At 55.2% G+C, this 17,477-nt stretch carries 15 protein-coding genes and 1 tRNA gene; 5 read left to right on the top strand and 11 right to left on the bottom strand.

The annotated features are described in order from the left end of the window. Positions 1 to 448: transposase (locus OSO_RS51990; protein ID WP_010584082.1), on the top strand; the 448-nt coding region annotated here is incomplete at its 5' end. Between the two features lie 635 nt (positions 449 to 1,083). On the opposite strand, the gene OSO_RS0115040 is transcribed toward OSO_RS51990, so the two are convergent. The 3 genes from OSO_RS0115040 to OSO_RS0115030 form a co-directional block, all read right to left on the bottom strand. Beyond that, positions 1,084 to 1,884: an anti-sigma factor gene (locus tag OSO_RS0115040; protein ID WP_010584080.1), complete on the bottom strand. Its 801-nt coding sequence runs from the start codon at positions 1,882 to 1,884 to the stop codon at positions 1,084 to 1,086. Continuing rightward, on the bottom strand, positions 1,881 to 2,447 hold the full coding sequence (locus tag OSO_RS0115035) for a sigma-70 family RNA polymerase sigma factor (RefSeq protein ID WP_010584079.1): 567 nt from the start codon (positions 2,445 to 2,447) through the stop codon (positions 1,881 to 1,883). The genes OSO_RS0115040 and OSO_RS0115035 overlap by 4 nt, the downstream gene beginning before the upstream one ends. An 88-nt stretch (positions 2,448 to 2,535) precedes the next feature. Then, complete coding sequence (locus tag OSO_RS0115030; RefSeq protein ID WP_010584078.1) at positions 2,536 to 3,024, bottom strand: fasciclin domain-containing protein; 489 nt, start codon at positions 3,022 to 3,024, stop codon at positions 2,536 to 2,538. Positions 3,025 to 3,909: 885 nt separating this feature from the next. Between OSO_RS0115030 and OSO_RS0115015 the strand changes: the two genes are divergently transcribed. Further along, the gene (locus tag OSO_RS0115015) at positions 3,910 to 4,152 is read left to right on the top strand and encodes a hypothetical protein (protein ID WP_010584075.1); all 243 of its coding nucleotides are present in this window, start codon (positions 3,910 to 3,912) and stop codon (positions 4,150 to 4,152) included. Between the two features lie 236 nt (positions 4,153 to 4,388). Here OSO_RS0115015 and OSO_RS52275 read toward each other — a convergent pair whose 3' ends face one another. Next, positions 4,389 to 4,778, bottom strand: a complete 390-nt coding sequence (locus tag OSO_RS52275; RefSeq protein WP_010584074.1) for a transposase — start codon at positions 4,776 to 4,778, stop codon at positions 4,389 to 4,391. A gap of 357 nt (positions 4,779 to 5,135) precedes the next feature. Then, positions 5,136 to 5,831: a hypothetical protein gene (locus OSO_RS0115000; RefSeq protein ID WP_010584072.1), complete on the bottom strand. Its 696-nt coding sequence runs from the start codon at positions 5,829 to 5,831 to the stop codon at positions 5,136 to 5,138. Positions 5,832 to 6,363: 532 nt separating this feature from the next. Between OSO_RS0115000 and OSO_RS0114995 the strand changes: the two genes are divergently transcribed. Then, on the top strand, positions 6,364 to 7,326 hold the full coding sequence (locus OSO_RS0114995; RefSeq protein WP_010584071.1) for an IS110 family RNA-guided transposase: 963 nt from the start codon (positions 6,364 to 6,366) through the stop codon (positions 7,324 to 7,326). Between the two features lie 513 nt (positions 7,327 to 7,839). Here the strand turns inward: OSO_RS0114995 and OSO_RS0114990 are convergent. After that, positions 7,840 to 7,913: transfer RNA gene (locus tag OSO_RS0114990), tRNA-Val, on the bottom strand. Positions 7,914 to 8,159: 246 nt separating this feature from the next. On the opposite strand from OSO_RS0114990, the gene OSO_RS0114980 reads away from it, so the two are divergent. After that, on the top strand, positions 8,160 to 9,080 hold the full coding sequence (locus OSO_RS0114980; RefSeq protein ID WP_010584069.1) for a leucine-rich repeat domain-containing protein: 921 nt from the start codon (positions 8,160 to 8,162) through the stop codon (positions 9,078 to 9,080). A 729-nt stretch (positions 9,081 to 9,809) separates the two neighbouring features. Here OSO_RS0114980 and OSO_RS0114970 read toward each other — a convergent pair. After that, a complete protein-coding gene (locus OSO_RS0114970; protein WP_010584068.1) occupies positions 9,810 to 11,879 on the bottom strand; it encodes a hypothetical protein in 2,070 nt (689 codons plus the stop codon). On the opposite strand from OSO_RS0114970, the gene OSO_RS0114965 reads away from it, so the two are divergent. Continuing rightward, positions 11,878 to 12,069, top strand: a complete 192-nt coding sequence (locus tag OSO_RS0114965; protein ID WP_010584067.1) for a hypothetical protein — start codon at positions 11,878 to 11,880, stop codon at positions 12,067 to 12,069. The two genes, OSO_RS0114970 and OSO_RS0114965, sit on opposite strands and share 2 nt — an antisense overlap. On the opposite strand, the gene OSO_RS0114960 is transcribed toward OSO_RS0114965, so the two are convergent. The 4 genes from OSO_RS0114960 to OSO_RS0114940 all read right to left on the bottom strand — a co-directional run bounded on the left by OSO_RS0114960 (position 12,062) and on the right by OSO_RS0114940 (position 17,393). After that, a complete protein-coding gene (locus OSO_RS0114960; protein WP_010584066.1) occupies positions 12,062 to 13,957 on the bottom strand; it encodes a vWA domain-containing protein in 1,896 nt (631 codons plus the stop codon). The genes OSO_RS0114965 and OSO_RS0114960 overlap by 8 nt on opposite strands. 55 nt (positions 13,958 to 14,012) lie before the next feature. Then, positions 14,013 to 14,909 (bottom strand): DUF58 domain-containing protein, encoded by an 897-nt coding sequence (locus OSO_RS0114955; protein ID WP_010584065.1) that lies wholly within the window; start codon positions 14,907 to 14,909, stop codon positions 14,013 to 14,015. 174 nt (positions 14,910 to 15,083) lie between these two features. Further along, positions 15,084 to 16,319, bottom strand: coding sequence for a hypothetical protein (locus OSO_RS0114945; RefSeq protein WP_157605197.1), 1,236 nt, complete (start codon positions 16,317 to 16,319; stop codon positions 15,084 to 15,086). A gap of 60 nt (positions 16,320 to 16,379) precedes the next feature. Next, positions 16,380 to 17,393, bottom strand: coding sequence for an AAA family ATPase (locus tag OSO_RS0114940; protein WP_010584062.1), 1,014 nt, complete (start codon positions 17,391 to 17,393; stop codon positions 16,380 to 16,382). Positions 17,394 to 17,477: the final 84 nt, after the last annotated feature.

The raw sequence follows: 17,477 nt of genomic DNA, 5'->3' as shown, positions 1-17,477 counted from the left end.
ACTCGTCAAAGAGGGCGACGATCGACTCAGCAAAACGAAGTATGTCTGGTTGACCAGTCAGGAGAATCTCAGTGAGAAACAGCGGACGGTGTTCGAATCGACATTCGATCTGCAGCTGAAAACGGGAAAAGCCTGGGCCTTCAAGGAAATGCTGCGTGACCTTTGGGGGCAAGACTCCGCAGCCACTGCAACGACCTATTTCCAAGACTGGTACAAACGAGTCATTCACACGAATCTCGAACCGATGAAATCCGTGGCTCGTTCAATCAAGGAGCGATTGGACCACGTCGTCAGCTACTGCACCCACCGCATCACGAATGGAGTCGCGGAAGGAATGAATAGCAAAATCATGTCCATCAAAAGACGTGTCGGTGGCTTCCGTAACCGCAATAACTTCAAAACCGCCATCTTCTTCTACTGCGGGGGACTCAGCCTCTACCCACAATAAAACCGGATGGACCCAAAAACCTGGACTACGGAGGAAGAACTCAATCGGAGAGAGTGTACAGTTCGCACTTCGAGACGAACTCTCAACCTTAAAAGAGCCATGCTGCCAATTCATCAGCAATTCGCGTGGATATCTGCAAATCTGCCGCATATCTACGCTCAAAGTCGAGTGCAGAAAAAAAGATCCTGTCTCGCAGATAAATACAGGGAACCCGGTTCATCAAGCTCCGATTTTGGAAATCCACTTCGCACGGAGGAAAGCGATCCGTATGCAGTCACACAAGATCGTGGAGCGCGTTCTCAAACTGAAGTTCGCTGCCCGAGCCTGGAATAAACTCAGAAGAGCGCGAGCAAAAGTAGCTCAATCGACTCATCAGCGAAGGGTCGACACCCCACCCACATGAGATAACCAGCTTTGCAAAAGACGGCAGCCACCGGGGCGAAGGAGGAGCATCAATTGTGTCGTCGACTTCGTGTAAAAGATCGCCGACCGAAGAATTGATTGACGCAACGCCGGTCAGAATTGAATTCGCAGTCGAACAAAACACGCCACCTGACTGGCCAGTCATTTATCTGCAACTCCGGTTACTTGCATTGCGAAACGATCGTAGCAAGTTGTGTCAATCAACAATCGGATCAATTGACCGCAGCCAGAAGGGGCAATCGTTCGCGTGAAGAAACGACCACACCGCCCGGCTTTTCGATCGTAATTGCAAACAAGTACGCGTCCTGAACTCGCAATTTCGCCTGGATGGGAATGATAACTTCCTGATCTGAAGTGATGTCAAATACGCCTCCGTCAATGGGGGTTTTATCACTCTGGTTCTTGTCGAAGATCCACAATTGATACTGTTCAACCGTCGGCACATTGATAGCGAGCCCGCGAAATCGCATGAACCCCTGCTGTTGCGATGGGCTCCACACGACATCGCCCTCCGCACCCGCAATCGGGGTTGGCCCATCGGCCCACTTGACTTGAACAAGATCTTTGGCCGTTGTGACCAATTCCGCACGCAACTGGGCCTCGTTTCGTGAGGCGATTTTTACCGTCGCAATGGGTCTGGTTGAGACAAAAGTCAGTACCGTGAGCGCTATGCTGGCAGCAGCGATCACCCACGGTAGCCTGCTCGATCGAAGCGTAACATCTCTGGCGATCGTGGACTGATCGCCAAGTTGAGGCACGTGCGGCTTCAATTCTTTTAACGCTCGCAAGCGAATTGTTTCTCGAAGATGGTCGGGCAGTGGCATTGAGTTTGGATCCGACCAGGCCACATCAATTGAGGCGACGACCCATTCGAAGAGATCCGCATCCTTCGCAGGCATTGTCTGCGACAATTCGTCGTACTCGGCTTGTTCTTCCAACGAAAGGCCGAAGAGCAGTCGCGTGATTTGCAGTTCTTCCCAGCGGTCCGCATTTGACTTCCCGGAATCGCTCATAGTTGAACACCTCCTTCCGCATGCAGTCGGCTGCCGGCCTGCATGCAGTTGCGAAGCTGTGTCAACGCGCGACGAATGAGCGTCTTAACCGTGCCTAAAGGAGCACCCGTGCGCTCGGCAATTCGAGATTGAGTTAATCCATGATAGATCGAAAGTTCGAGCACTTCGCGTTCGTTTTGCCGTAGTTTTTCCAAGCACGCCGTAGCGCGAACTCCATCCTCAGCCAATTCCAATGGAGACGTCTGTTGGGGTGCCGGATACTCCTTACTCGTATCCTCGATCGATTGAGGCTCGGGTTTCCGGCGCAGCTTTCTCTGACGATCAATCAAACGTCGACGAGCCAGGATTGATACGAACGTCCCTTCGGAGCCGAGATCCTCTCGAAACCGGCCTGCGTTTCGCCATAGATCAACAAAGATTTCCTGCACAGCATCTTCAGCGTCCGAGGTCGAGGGTGAAAGTCGACAGGCCAGCGACCAAACAAGTCCGCCGTACCGATCGAGGCATTCATCAATCGCGTTTGTCTCACCCCGTGCGACGCGGGGAAGTATCGGTACCTGCAAATTCAATCCCCCTTGGTGGTCAAGAATGCGGTGAGGCCGGCATTACTACCGACCTCACGAACATTCAATGAGCCTGTCAGATCGCGGACTATTTCGGCAGAATGACCGTGTCAATCACGTGGATCACCCCATTGCTCGCTTCGATGTCCGTCTTCGTCACATTCGCTCCATCCACGGTGACTTTACCATCTTTCACAACGATCTTCGCAGACGAGCCTTGAACCGTCTTTGCTTCAGTCAGCTTGACCACGTCCTTGGCAAGTACTTTCCCAGAAACAACATGGTAGGTGAGAATGCTGGCCAGCTTCTTCTTATTCTCTGGCTTCAGCAAGGACTCCAACGTTTCCTTCGGAAGCTTTGCAAACGCTTCGTCAGTCGGTGCGAAGACGGTGAACGGGCCCTTGCCCTTCAGTGTGTCCACTAAATCAGCTGCCTTCAGGGCAGCCGCCAAAGTCTTGAAGCTGCCTGCGGCGACCGCCGTATCAACGATGTCCTTTGGCTTGTCTTCCGCGCGAACCAGAGAACTAATCCCTAAAACCAACGCGAGCCCGAGCATGCGAACGGAAAGCGAATTCATGGAGAGGCCTTCTTACGAGTTTTTTTGTGAATATTTCTGTATTGAAACGCAGTGTCGCGACATTCCAGCGTGAGCGGCTCGATCATGAATTCGCGCGCGATCCGGGAGTGGATTCAGAAAAATCGTCAAAGAGGCCAGAATCTTGATTTTTGATCAGCCAGAACAATGAATGATGCGCTGCTGCTGGACGGCATTGAATTGATTGCCAAGGTCTGCGTCATCGGTCTGACGCCAGCCAAGGAGCTTTTCGAAGCAGAACGATCTTCGTGTCAAGAATGTCACCTTGCGTGTCGTTGGCGTCCTCGGACGCAAAGGAGCCAACTTGATGGGTATGGATCAGGACGACATTCTGCTTGCGCCATGGACAACATTGAGATATCGAGTGTCCGGCAATCACACCGACGGCGCGAGTCAAAGTTCCACCAGTAGCTCTTCAACTACAGATCTGAATTCGTTGAGCGATATCGATCCTGCCTCTGCTTCACGTTATTCCGCCGGGGACACGACACAATCGACAAGCCATCCGCAGCAGATCCGCCATGAAACTTCGTTGGGTTCAGCGACTCGTCGGGTATGCGGACCGCGCGCGAGTGCAGGCGCGTCGCCTAGTCGATGCTTGCGTGAATGCGTGAAGAGAAACGGAAGAATGCTGACAAGAAGTTTTGCCAAGTGCTCGCTTCTTTAGCGGCGATGGCGAGGGTGAGTGGCTGTTTTGAAACATTTTTGCGTGACGGCCGACTCTGAATTGAACCAAAATATTCCGGTTTTGTAGAATGAGGGCACTTGGCGGTTCGGCGAGCGATTGTCCAAGCCACGTCACTCCGCTGGCATGTGCGAGAGACGCTGAAATTCTTCAACAAAGTCAACTGAAAAGGAGCAGGCGAGGTGAGTCGGGCGACACATGTGAATGACGTAGAGTTGAGCGATGCCGAGAGCTATTTTTTTCAACGATGTAGCGAACACGGCATCGTTTTCGAAAACCTGAGCAAGGAGTCGAAAGCCGTTTGCCTCGCGATCATTTCTTCCGCGAATTACATCGCGGACATGGTTGCGGCGTCTCACCACGACACGCACAAGACATTGTCTGCGAGCGAATCGAGGCCAGCGAATGCGGCGGTCGAACGCTAGTCCCTCTCGATGAGGCAAAATCTCTTGAGGTCAACTAAGAGCAATTGCCGGAACCGAGTTTTTGGCCTGAATCTGAACAAGCGTATTGTTATCGGTGCTCGTTGACTAAACGCAGAGTTGGAAAATTCGCGTGGCGCACTGACCTGCACGGCGGTTACGCACTGAAAGTTGGACTATTTGAGTTCAGAACCGCTTGCGATCGAAATGTGACGGCAGCACGCCCCCCAGAGGGCATTTCATATCGAAGAATTCTTTCGCCTTGATAGGCATCCTCGATTGAATGGTGTTCGATTACTCAGCAACCGATTGCCGGGATCAACCCAAGACCGGCGTTCAGCCACCGTTCTCGGCCACTTTTTTTTGAGCCAATCAAGTTCGACCTTCAGCTGACCGATCTGCTCATAGAGCTCTGCGGAACTCGGTTCGTCAGTCGCCGCCTTCTTGGCCGATGGCGCTTCAAACACGCTCATCGCTCCGTCCAAGAGTTGCTTCTTCCAGAGCGTGATCTGTGTCGGGCGAACCTTGTGATGCGATGCCAATTCGCTCACCGTCTTCAGGCCACGAATCGCATCTAATGCCACCTTCGCCTTAAACGCTCCATCGAATATTCGTCGCTGCCGAGGCATCGTTTTCTCTCCGAGTTTTGCTCGCCACGATGCCTCTTGTTTTCACCGTTCCAAATCCGTTTTTTCATCTAAGCCGGTGGTCCGAAAAACGGGGTCCACTTCAATGTTTCACGGAGTGCCCAGTACTCGCAGCAGTCTTTCCAATTTCTACAAAGTCAGTGCCGTGGAGTGGGGTCAAGTTGTCGCCGCGAATGGTGATTTTTCCGTGATCGGCATCGATCTCAACCAAGCCCCTCCGATTCCCAATTTCGAAGAATTGGTGAAATGCTCACAGAACAGAACTTCCGAGCCCGTTGCGCCATGACAATCGCGCCGCCGGAGACCTCCAAGCATGATCGTCAAGGCACGGTGAGCCGTTTACGTCTTCAAGAACTCATTGATTACGGAGGCCAACCAAGTTGCTTCAGCCGTGTCATCCGCAGGAACGACGAATGATCCTTTCTCGAAGACGATCTCCGCTCCATGACAGTCCTGCAAGTTTCCCGTCTGGCCCTGGATCTTCGGAACGTACAGTCGGGCGCGCTGGACGAGACTTCGATCAATCGTGCGATTCCTGAAATACAGCAGACATTGGATTTGTGTGCGCATCTCATTCCGATCGAGCTTTAGGCGTTTCGTGCCAAAAGCCGCCCAGGCAACGCCGCCTAACATCCCAAAACCGACGAGCCAAAACGGAATCGAAAAGGCGGCAAATCCGATGTTGATTGCCTGTGGAGGCGCACCCCCTCCAAACATTCCAAGTGCTCCGGCCGTCCAAAATGCGATGAACGCGAGCCAGAACGTGGCAAACCCCAGCAGGGCACATGTCCCGGCGCGGAATCCCTGACGGGGGATGAAAATGTCAAGGTCGTCGCGCGATTGCTCAACGACAGCCCGGGCGTTAAACGGACGCTCGACGACACTCTCAACCACCCCTGAATGTGCGGGAAACCCAGGCATCACCGACGATAGCTCAAAGACGTCCTGACACGCAGCACATTTCGCCCAGCCTATTGCCAAGTCGACATCGGCAGCCTGAACAAGCTCGCGACAGGACGGACAGTAGATCTTCACCGCGAGGCCTCACGTTGGAGGATGTGATTGCGTTCATTGCGCATTGCCGCGAGATTCGTCGATTTCCATGGAGCGACCAACCAAAATCACGTAGGCGTTTAGTCACCCTTTGGGGATATCTCGACAAGCGATAAAAGTTTTGGCCGACGCCCCTTCGATAGACGTTCAAGCGTCAGTTGCTTATGCAGTACGAGTTTTTCAGAAAACAGGGTTCTAGGAGCGATTGCGTTGATTGAAGGCGGTACAGCAACAAGCCTAAACACCTGTCGTAACAAGCACATGTATAGTCGGCGCAGCGGGCTACCATGAATCAGCAATCCACAAGAAAGAGAAAAAGGTTCCTAGTATCTAGTAACGGCCTTGAATCGTCAGTTGTGTTAGAGTTGAAACGGATGCTCGCACACCTCTTGTAGATCGATGGTTCCTGGGTCCCAGAGACCGTGTGTCAGCCAGATCGCAAGAGGTTCATTTGAAGCCCGAACCGTCGCAAGAGCTGCCTCAGGCAAGCTCGAATTTACTAGGCTGGGATGAAATGAATTCTGAGATCTGTGCAGAGAAAATGTTCGTGGGTGTCGATGTCTCGAAACTCACGTTGGATGTGTTTTTCCCTCATAAAGGAGAGCGATTCAAGCTGGCGAACTCTGAAGCAGACGTTCACGAGTTTTGTCTGCGGCTGAAGAAGGAAAAGAGATTGCTCATGGTCGTGATGGAGGCCACGGGTGGATACGAAACGTTATTGCAGAGTCAACTTGCGAAGCACAAGATCGAAGCGGCGGTTGTGAATCCACGGCAAGTTCGCGATTTCGCAAAAGGTGTTGGTTCGGACGCCAAAACGGATTCGATCGACGCACAACTCATCTCCCGTTTCGCTGCGGTCGTGCAACCCCAGCCAACGGCCGTGAAGTCCGAACACGAACAGAAACACGCCGCGCTTGTGACCCGTCGCAATCAGTTACTGGAACTGATCAATCAGGAGAACAATCGACTCCAGCAATCCTGGGACGATGACGCCAAGCAGAGTATTCGTGAAGTGCTGGAAGTACTTAAAAAACAACTCAAAAGCATCGATTCGCAGCTCGCTGGCTTGCTGGCAACGGATCTGCGGAACCAACGAACCATTGAGATTCTTCAATCCGTAAAAGGGATCGGTCCGGTGACCATTTCAACGTTTATCGCGGAACTCCCGGAACTGGGTACGCTCAATCGAGGCGAGGTTGCAAAGCTTGTCGGAGTGGCGCCCATCAATCGCGATTCCGGCACAAAATCCGGGAAGCGATTTACCGGTGGTGGTCGAGGACAAGTGCGTCGCGTCTTGTACATGGCTGCGATCGTGGCGGTCCGACATAACGCCATGATTAAGGCCTTCTACCAACACCTCAAAGCCAAGGGCAAAGCCTCGAAAGTTGCGATTGTTGCCTGTATGCGAAAACTGCTTACGATCGTGAATGTGCTGGTCAAGACAAACCAGTTGTGGCAAAACAAAATGAGCGACTGAGATCACGCCGGACGGTCGTTGATACGGCATGGACGCACCCTCGTCGCGGCGATTCCTTGCCAAGTGGAATCCCTACAGCGCCTCACTCCGTCTCGCCACGCAGTGAACACGTCACTCGTTGTTCGTGACACCCCACAACATCAAACATTGAACGTCCTCACAATTCGTCAGAAACTCCATCTTCCCAATCCTGATAAAAGGAATTTCAAAATGTCTTTTGAAATCGGCTATTGACGAAAACTTAGACCGTCGCTGACACCTTTTTTGTATTCGGTGCGGATTTTCGGGGAGCGTGTTCGCTGCGTGAGATGCCAATGAGGGGGGGGGCGCAAGCGGTCGCCCTTCGTTTCAAAGTCTCCGAGTCATGGGTCCACGCATCAAACAGTAACGGGCCATGACGGGACAAATTGCCCCGAAAAGAATGCTCCGCGCCGCCCGAACCAACGTCCGTGTCTTGCAGAGTTGTGACCGGAATTGGGGCGTCTTAAATTCTTTTTGGGTCATCAGTTAAATTGGGCGATGAGGGATTCGAACCCCCGACATCCACGGTGTAAGCATGGCGCTCTAACCAGCTGAGCTAATCGCCCGATGACGCGCTTTGGCGAAGTGCGTCTGGCGGCAGTTTATCGTTTCGAATGGCGAACGCCAACCTTGCTCGGCCAAGTTTTGGAATCGGATGACCGCTGGAGCGGACGACGAAGGGCGATTTCGGTTGTGGACAATTCGCTCCGATTGCTAGAGTGGCATCCACGACTGTTGAAATGTCGCCTCTTGATTTCGCCTTAGCAGCCTGTTGAAGTAAGGGGGACAGGCACCTTGGCGTTGACGATGTCATGGCGTTTTTTAAGCTGGCCGGAGCCAGTCCCCGTTACTTCAACAGACTGTTAAGCGATCGCGTGACCGCTGGAGACTTACTGATGCCCTGCCGGATGATGTTCCTGGTTTTGACTGCCGCATTAATGGTTCCCTGTTCGGCGTTTGCGGCCGACGTCGAGTTTCCCGACCCGAATCTCGACACGGTAATCCGTGAAATCCTGAAGCAGAAGCAGATCGACAAGACTGACAAATCAAAGAAGATCACCGATGAAGACGTCGCCTCGATCTTCATCATGAAGGCGACCAATCGCGGCATCGAAAATCTGGCTGGATTGGAAAAGTGCCGAAATCTGGCTGAGGTCAAGCTGAGCGGAAACAAGATCAAGGATCTGAAGCCGCTGGAAGAATGCGTCAATATCCAGTCGCTGTACCTCGAGAAGAATCAGATTTCCGACATTACGCCGCTGTTCAAGCTCACCAAGCTGCAGTACATCGAGCTCGACGACAACCAAGTGCAGAAACTCGACGGGATTCAGGTGCTCAAGGCTCTGACCTCGCTGTATCTGAGCAGGAATCAGGTTGAGTCGGTTCAGCCGTTGGCCGAGATGACCAAGCTGCATGCGATCTATTTGGACAAGAACAAGATCAGCGACATTTCGCCCCTGAAAACCTTGAAGTGGCTGGAACGGATCGATCTGAAAGACAATCAGATCAAGGATCTGTCGGCTCTGAGCGAAATGAAGGAATTGCGGTTCACGTTCCTGGAACGGAATCAGATCACCGAACTGGGAACGCTGGTGGAAATGGCCAAGAAGGACACCGCCGGTGAACGACGGTTTGCACCGTATTGGAGACTGTTCCTGGCTGGTAACCCCCTGAACGAAACCGGGAAGGCTCAGTTGGCCGAGTTGAAAACGCTGGGTGTGCGGGTTGAGTGATGATAGGAAAGCCGTCTGTTGAAGTCAGGGAGACAGGCACCTTGGCGTTGACGATGTCAGGTTTTTTTTAAGCTGCCCCGAGCCGGGCCCCATTACTTCAATAGCCTCTTAATTGCAGGACGCGCCAGAGTCCAGGCGATCCGATGTTTGTGATTTAGATCAAAGCCTTTCGTTGTCGTCGTGACAATGAAGGGCTTTTTTCGTTCGCGGGGTGTGGGTTTCGGGGCGCGATGAGGTCGGCCAATTGAGTGCGGAGCGGATTCGATTTGGGTGAATGGTCGGCCTTACAGGCCTTCATGGAGTTTGGGAGGCTTGACCCAGCCCGTCGGAGTCCTGCGGCCTCCTTTGGGCTGGGCTGGTCGAATGGCTGGGCCTTTGGCCCGCAGGAACGGCCACGGTTGGATCATGCTTCAGGGCGGAAAATCGTTCATGGCGTTGGCGGAAGGGGGATGGAACGATCAGAGTCTCGCGTCGATCGTTTCCTGCCGCCCGTTACAGGGCGGCGAGGGCTTGGGGGGGGGATTTGACCTAGGGGAGCGATCGAAACGCGCGCACCCCTAGGATTGTACCCTTCCGCCCACTTTGGGGCGGACGAGAGAGGGGCCGAGTGGGGGGTTGAACTTTGCGCTGATTTGGCTAGCCCGCGTTTTTTGGGGCGTTTTGAGGCGACGAGATTGCAAGGGGCGTTACCAAGCGGGAGCTTGGTAACGAGGGGACGCGAGGGGGCGATCAGTTGGTGATCTGCATCAGCTTGCGGTAGACACGATATTCGTCTTTTTGCGGGACGACGATCAGCAAGAGCCAGCTTGAGGGGTTGGTTGTATCGAAGATTGGTAAGTCGTCGCAAAGGATTCCGCCTTTGGGTGTCAGTTGCTTCACGATGCTGAAGAGTCCCGGGGCGGTTGGTGCGACGGACGCTCGGTAGAGCCAACGAAATAGGGGTGACTCTTTCTGCAGGAGTTGCTCAACGACTTGTTCCTCGGTCGGGGGTTGCAGCATCGGCTGCTGCAGGCGTTGCTGCGCGAACGGATCATTGGTCGGTTTGCCCCAGTCTGCTTCGCGGTTGTAAGCCCAGCCATCGATCTGCGAAATGCAGGCCACCATGACGTCGGTGCCGAACTGCTGTTTTGCCTGCGCAAGGATGTGTGGCGGAATCTCGTGTCGACGAAACGCCTGTGCCTGTTCGGCATCCAGGTTGAATTCGTCCCAGTCAACGGGCGGTGACTGGGAGGGGCCGGGAATCGAGAAGGTGCGATTGAGTTGCGGCGTCCACTTCTGTACTTCCTGACTGGCGGCGTACAGAGTTGGGATTCGGCCTTCAAACGTGGGGGGAATGGCCATGACTTGTCCATCCGTGCCCATCTGGTACCCGGTGACGGGGGCCTCCGACGGCCTCAATCGCCGGGTGCCGACTTGGTCGAGATTGGCCGACGACCTGAGCGGTGTGAACAGTTGTTTGTCGAGATCGGTGGAGACGCGTCGCGATGAGGCGATATAGAGGAGCTCAAATCGATTTGTGCGGATCGTCTCGCCCGCGTGATTGAGATCGCAGATGGTGACGGCACGACGCGTTTCTGCTGCTGACATGTAGCTGTTCGACACCCAGATCGTGAGTGCCGTCACGCCGATTGTCGCGGCAGGAAACGTGAGCCATGTGAGTTTTCTCAAGCGCAACCAACCGAGTACGAAGTATTCCCCGGGACCGATCAGGATCACGAAGGCCACCAGGATCGTCGCCAGAACCGACAGCGGCACCATCCTGACCCCCTCGGGCATCAATCGTTCGATCAGTTCGGCAATGGGGACGCGCAATCTCGTTCCGAGGACGGTTTTCAAGCCAAACGGATCAGGATTTGGGTCCTCTTTGACGACGACCTGACCGTTTGGGCCGACGGCCTGACGAACGAGTACCGGCAATCGCTGCACGTGGTGTCGTTCGTTCCACAGTGGTCCCGTGACCTTCTTCCACGCCGACGGATCTTTAGGCAGTTCGCGGTCGGAATCATCGGTTCGAATGGCGACATGTCCCAATCCGCAACCGACGACATGCGCGATTTCGGCAGAAGGAACGGAGTCGGGGAGCACACGTCCGGCCGCGTCCGTCGGGAACACGATCTGTTGCGGGTCTTCCGCGGCCACATTGCGCAGGAAGTCGAGGTGAAACGGCTCCATGATCCCTTTGGGCTCGACAAACAGGTTGCCCCCCGCCTTGATCCATGCCAGGATCGCTTCGAGTTGCGCCGCCCGCATCGTGCGGAACTCTTCATCCATCAGCACGACCAGATCGTATCCACAGTACGCCAGCGGATCGGAGGGTAGATCGTTCGTACTCATCGACGTGAGGATCGTTTTGACCATGTCCGTATTGTCGTCCGCGCTGGGCTCTTGGGTCTCCTCCTGAACGAGTGATTCGAACTTCAGGTGCTCGAGTATCGACTGACGTTGCCCTGTCCGCTTGCGGCTGAGTTTCGGTTCCGCGACCAGTCCCATGAACGTCTTCTTCGTGGCGAAAGGGACGCGCAGGACTTGTTCGCCGAGTTTTGAATTCAGCGTTTTTCCCCGAATCGAGATTTCAATCTGCAATTGATCGCGCGGGGATGTTTCATCAATGGCCGGCAGCATCACGCGGATTCGCTGTTCGGGGCCATTGACGGTGATTTCCTCGGTTTCGACCGTGGCGAGAACTCGATTGTCGTGCTTGACGATGAACTGGAATTGTCCGACGACCAATCCCGGGCCCTGAACTTTCACATCCCACCAGGTCAGCATCGGGCGTCCGATGACGACGGGGGGCTGCATGCCCGAGCTTTCGACCGAGATCATTTTTGACTGGGCCCAGAGGGGCGAAACCAAGAGCATCCAGGCCGCGATGACAATCGTGCAGCGACTGGATTGGCGCCTGAGCGAGTACGAATGTCGTCGAGGAGACGCGCTCGTGAACCCGCTCGTCTTCGATTCGTCGTGGGATCGGAGTGTGGTGCTCACGTGAGAACTCCCGCAGGCCGTTTCTGAAAGTACCACCACTCAAGCATCAGAAACCCCAAGGCGGCGGCCGCGAACCACCCCCAAAGCGGTTGATCGGTTTTGACAATCACCGTTGTGGCGGCGACAGAGACCTCGGGAAAATGCAGTTTCTCGACGGCGTTCAAGGAGGTTTCGGTGGTCGAGAGGAGGCTTGCACCGATCTTGATCGGCTGCGTGTCGCCGGTGAGTTCATAGGCACCGACATACGGTGCGGCGATTCCGGAGAGGAAACCGTCCTTATCGCTTTTGGCGGTTTCTGTGTATCCATGAGGGCCGCTGACATGGATCTCGGTCTCGGGAGTGATGCGCTGCGGTGGAAGCGTTCCGGTCGGATGCGCTTTGGAGTCGAGCAGATTGGCTTGCTGCGCGGCGATCTGAGTCGCGTTTTGGATCAGAATCGGGAAGCCAACCCGGTAGACCAGCGAGGATCGATCGGTGTTGAACAGGAAGTAGTATTCCCAGCGTCCTTCAATCAATCGCTCGAGGATGAGCGGGCCTGAACGCGATTGCGCGAGGATTTCGTAGCCGGCCTGTTCAAAGTCTCGTTCGCTGATCCCTTTGGCGAGTTGAGGATCGTCGGCGATCTGGACGTCCAGCAACTGCACATGTTGCAGTAACGGAGCGGTTCGCCGCCAATCGACGACTTCGGTCTGTCCTGACACGAGTTCCACCAGATTGGAAAGATCATCGGGGACGAAGCCGACATTGACGGTGACACGCGCCTCGGGCCCGGTCGAGATTGGTCCTTCTGCAAATTTCAGATCCACCACTTTGGGCTCCGTCCCTTCGCCTGGATACAGCGTGATGTCTGGCATCGTCGCCAGCGCGTTGCGATACGATTCCATCCGTGGCGGGCAGAACACTGTCAGGGGCCGTGGTGCGGGAATTTCCAGAAACGCCACATTGTCTGAGGAGAGCGAATCGGTTCCATCCGGCTTGATTCGCAGTTCCAGCGACGTGGCGACGGCGGTTGAGACTTTGAAGACAAGCCGTTCGGCCTGTCCGCCATCGATCGAGACAGTGTCTTGTTTGATCAGTTGTCCGTTCTGCAGCAGTTCGTACTCGCAGAGTGTTTTCGCGGTTGGGGGCCCTTTCGAACCTTCAGGCTGTTTCGTGCCTTCGATTCGTGCGAACACATCCCAGCCTGTTCGCGAACGTCGCGCATTGAAATCGACGATCCCCACATTGGCGTCTGGATAGCCCAGCTTTTGAAAGGTCAATTTGTAGGGGAGTTCAAAGTCCACCTCTTGCGGGACGTTCCCGTCGGAGATGAGCACGACGTTGTCGATCGGTTGGACACGCGACATCGCTTGTGCCATGCGAAGACCATCCTCCAGTCGGCTGGCGACCTGGCTGACCTCAAGCTTAGACAACGCATCACGCAGAAGCCGCTTGTTATCGGTAAAATCGGTTAGTTTGCGAGCCGTTCCGCTTACGGAGATCAGGCACAGCCGCTGATCAGGCAACAGATCGTCGATCAGCTTGGAAACCCTGTCTTTGGCTTCGTCGAGTCGGGATTTTCCGTTCGGACCGTCGAGCGACGCCATGCTCGCGGAATTGTCGATCAATACAGGCAGGTAGCGGGCCTGTTCGGCGCCGCTGGAAAGGTAGGGTTGCATGGCTCCCAGGATGAGCGCACACAGCAGCAGAATTTGAAGCAGCAGCAGCAGGTTTCGTTTGAACTTCTGGAACGGCGAGTTGACCCGCTGGTCATTCACGACCTGTCGCCAGAGCGCCAGCGAGGGGATCTCCATGCGCGGGCGACGCAGTTTCAAGAAGTAAAAGATGATCAACGGCACCAGCAGTAGAAACCACCAGGCATTCATCAATGCAGAAAAGCCGGGCAGGTTCATCGCAGCGGTCCTCGATCGAATGCGGAAGACGAGATGGAGTGCGTGGCGTGTGACACTACTGGACCCAACCTTTCCGCTTCAGCACGTCGAACATCATGGTTTCCAGTGGGAGTCCTGAATCGAGGCATAGAAAACGGCCGCTGCGTTGTCGACAGAGTGCGGCCAGATGATCGCGCCAGCCGTCCAGATACTGATGGTAGTATCCGATCAGGTCGCCGACCGACGACACGTCGAGCGTCGAGCCTGTTTCCGAGTCGACAAAGCGCAGGTCACCCGTCAGTTCCGGATTGAGTTCCAAGCCGCACAGCAATTGGATGCCGAAGACTTCGAGTCCTGCACTGAAGAGCTGATTCATCGGCCGTTCCATCGCCCCGAAGGTCAGGAAGTCGGACAAGATCACGCAGATGCCGCGTCCCCGATGCTGTTTGAGAACGGCTTCGACGGCTTCATCCACGGGAAAGTCTCCTCCTGGCGGCAGGTTTTCGAGGAACTGGAAGATTCGCCGCATGCTTGTTCGGCCCGTGCAGGGCGGCAGGATCTGGGGCGTCTGACCCGCATGCTGACAGGCGAAGACACTGACTTTTTCCAGGTTCATCAGTCCCATGACGGAAAAGCAGGCGGCGAGCTGTTTGGCTTTTTCGAACTTGTCGCCGAATCGCATGGAGGCGGATGCATCGACCAGCACCACGACGTGCATTTCTTCTTCATGCCGATAGAGCTTCACGTAGGGTCGGTTCAGGCGAGAGAAGATGTTCCAATCGACGTATCGCATGTCGTCGCCGGCCGAATAGTCGCGGTAGTCATTGAACTCGGTGCTTGTTCCGCCCTTGCCTGCGAGATGCTCGCCCCGGCTGCGATTCGTTCGCCGACGCATCGGTAACAACCGCATCCGCTCGACGCGCGACAAGGTGGAATTATCGATGAGTGCGGTGAATTGCTTTCCCGATTCCATTGTTCACATACCTGCCGTTTTGTATTCGAACGCTTGATCAATCGATGCAAGCGAGTTTTTGTGATCGACGCTGTGCCTTGCGAACCAACCTCGTTCAGGGACGAACTCGCGTGTGGGACGGTTGGACAACGTTGGACCTTTTCCTACTTCTGATGCACGCTTTCGGCATCGGCCTCAATTGAACCAGAAGGCGAAACCCCAGAGCTGATTTCCGAACGCCTCATTGATCTTTTGCCATGTCTCAGGATTGGTGATCTCGCCCTTTTCCAGGAACGGCGTCGCGGCGGCTCCTTGAATCCAAAGCACGAGATCAAACTGTTTCGATTCCAGAAAGACTCGGTGTAGATTGACGCCGCGAGTCGGTGCGCCACGCCAGAACGGAACCAGTCGTTTGCCTTGCAGGATCAGTTCGACTTCATCGACGGCGATCAACCAGTGGTCGATCATTTCTTGAGAGACTTTGACATTAATTGCGCTGCTTTGCCGTGGGCTGGGAATCCATTCGTGATCGTCGTCGTCTTCGGCGACGATTCGTTGCCACATCTGTCGGCTGAGTGCGATCGTTTGCGCGAAGTGTCCGAGTGCGACTTCCATTCGCTTCGGTTCCACGACCGGAAAATGCATCAGATGCACGGCGGCGATCAAATCAGAAACCATTTCCCGGTCGAACAGACCTCGACTTGATTCTTGCGGTGGCTCGAGCAGAAACTCGTGGGGAGTTTTGACCCGACGAAAGATCCGGGGCGCGATCACATCGAACAAGTCCTGTGCGTCATGTGCCAATCCCAATTCGCCGATGGCGAGCAACGCATGGCAATATCCTCGCAGCCAGTCGACGTCGGCTCGGTCGAACGCGATGATGAAATCGTCTTCCTTGCCCGCCTCCGTCAGACGAAGATCTCTCATCAGGGGAATCAGAGTCACGGGGCGGCCACGGAGCCCCCCGAATCGGAGTGGGACTTTCCCAACATGCAGTGGCAGCTTGGTTTGTTCACTTTCGACTTTTGCGAGCGTCGCATCAACGCGAACGAGGTCGTTGAGCCATTCCTGGACGATCTGCCGCAGTTTGGGATACGTCAGTGATTCTGTTGCCGGATCGGGACGCGGCAGAATTTCTTCCAGGTCTTGGACGCCGAGCGTGTGAAATTCGTACTGGGCCAGTTTCTGTCCCAACTTTTCGACCGCCTGAACGAATTCGATGACGCCCAATCCCAATCGCGCGACGTCGTCCTTCGGTTCCGATTTCAAATGGGTCTGCAGCGCGCCGGCACCCTCGGCGAAACGGCCGGTGGTCAAGAATTCATCGGTGTCGGGCCGCGCGGCTTCGGCGGCGGTTCCGCTTACGGCGGCCGCACTCACGAGCATCGCGAGAGTCAGCAGCAGGTTTCGTTGCATGCCAATAGTTCGCATGGTTTCGACGTCCAATCACGATCTGCGTTTGGTGGGAAGCGAATCACGTGATCGATCGTATCACATGGTTTCGGACAGGTTGGTAACGCACTCTTGGACCACCTCGTTCAGGTCGAGGTTTTCGGCTTGACCGTCGTAGTTCAGCAGCATGCGATGGCCGAGCACTTCGCCAGCAAAGTGCCGAATGTCTTCGAATGCGACGTGAGCACGACCTTCTGCCAGGGCGCGGACGCGAGCGGCACGAATCAACGCCTGGGCGGCACGCGGGCTGGCACCCCACTTGACGAATTGGCGCACGCGCGGTGGAGCAAAGTCGCTGATCGGATGCGTGGCGAGTACCAGCCGCACGGCATAGTCACGCAGGGCGTCGGTCACGACGACTTTTTCCAGGATTCTGCGCAGGGCCATGATTCGTTCGGAATCGAGCAGCTTGGGAATCTCGACGGGTGTCTTTAGGATGGTCCGGCTGACGACTTCGTTCAGTTCGTCTCGATTCAGGAACGGCACGACGACCTTGAACATGAATCGGTCGAGTTGGGCTTCGGGCAGCGGGTACGTTCCTTCTTGTTCGATCGGGTTTTGCGTGGCCAGCACGAAAAACGGTTCTTTCAGCTGATAGATGTTGCCGCCTGTCGTCACCGAATGCTCTTGCATCGTTTCGAGGAGCGCCGATTGGGTTTTGGGTGAGGCGCGATTGATTTCGTCGGCGAGCAGCAACTGGGTGAAGATTGGGCCTTTGCGGAACTCGAATCGATACTGGCCATTTTCGTCGCTCGTCATGACGTTCGTGCCGACGATATCGGCGGGCATCAGGTCGGGCGTGAACTGGATGCGGCGAAACTCGAGATCCAGGACGCGCGACAGGGCCTTGACCAGTTCGGTTTTGCCGAGTCCCGGTACGCCTTCGAGCAGCACGTTGCCGCCGCACATGATGGCCGTCAGCGCGGCTTCGATGGTGCGGGTCTGGCCGACGATCACGCGGTTGATTGCCATCCGCGCCTCGGCAAATTGCGTCTTGAAATGTTCCGCTTCGGCTTCCAGGGAACCAAACTCACCAACTGCGGCAGCACTCATTGTGGAACTTTCTCTTCAAGAGGACAGTGTCTTCAGCAACGTCGTGGGGCAGCGTCCGAGCGTTGCGATGAATGATGAAAATCA

This window comes from Schlesneria paludicola DSM 18645 (genome assembly GCF_000255655.1).
Classification (GTDB): domain Bacteria; phylum Planctomycetota; class Planctomycetia; order Planctomycetales; family Planctomycetaceae; genus Schlesneria; species Schlesneria paludicola.
Note: the sequence above shows the minus strand (reverse complement) of the source record. Positions and strands in the feature narration are given on the sequence as shown.

Coding starts and splice junctions, on each gene's coding strand:
- OSO_RS0114995 (WP_010584071.1), top strand. CDS start 6,364: ATGAATTCTGAGATCTGTGCAGAGAAAATGTTCGTGGGTGTCGATGTC.
- OSO_RS52275 (WP_010584074.1), bottom strand. CDS start 4,778: ATGCCTCGGCAGCGACGAATATTCGATGGAGCGTTTAAGGCGAAGGTG.
- OSO_RS0115030 (WP_010584078.1), bottom strand. CDS start 3,024: ATGAATTCGCTTTCCGTTCGCATGCTCGGGCTCGCGTTGGTTTTAGGG.
- OSO_RS0114970 (WP_010584068.1), bottom strand. CDS start 11,879: ATGCAGCCCCCCGTCGTCATCGGACGCCCGATGCTGACCTGGTGGGAT.
- OSO_RS0114965 (WP_010584067.1), top strand. CDS start 11,878: ATGCCCGAGCTTTCGACCGAGATCATTTTTGACTGGGCCCAGAGGGGC.
- OSO_RS0114945 (WP_157605197.1), bottom strand. CDS start 16,319: ATGCGAACTATTGGCATGCAACGAAACCTGCTGCTGACTCTCGCGATG.
- OSO_RS0115040 (WP_010584080.1), bottom strand. CDS start 1,884: ATGAGCGATTCCGGGAAGTCAAATGCGGACCGCTGGGAAGAACTGCAA.
- OSO_RS0114940 (WP_010584062.1), bottom strand. CDS start 17,393: ATGAGTGCTGCCGCAGTTGGTGAGTTTGGTTCCCTGGAAGCCGAAGCG.
- OSO_RS0114980 (WP_010584069.1), top strand. CDS start 8,160: ATGGCGTTTTTTAAGCTGGCCGGAGCCAGTCCCCGTTACTTCAACAGA.
- OSO_RS0114960 (WP_010584066.1), bottom strand. CDS start 13,957: ATGAACCTGCCCGGCTTTTCTGCATTGATGAATGCCTGGTGGTTTCTA.
- OSO_RS0114955 (WP_010584065.1), bottom strand. CDS start 14,909: ATGGAATCGGGAAAGCAATTCACCGCACTCATCGATAATTCCACCTTG.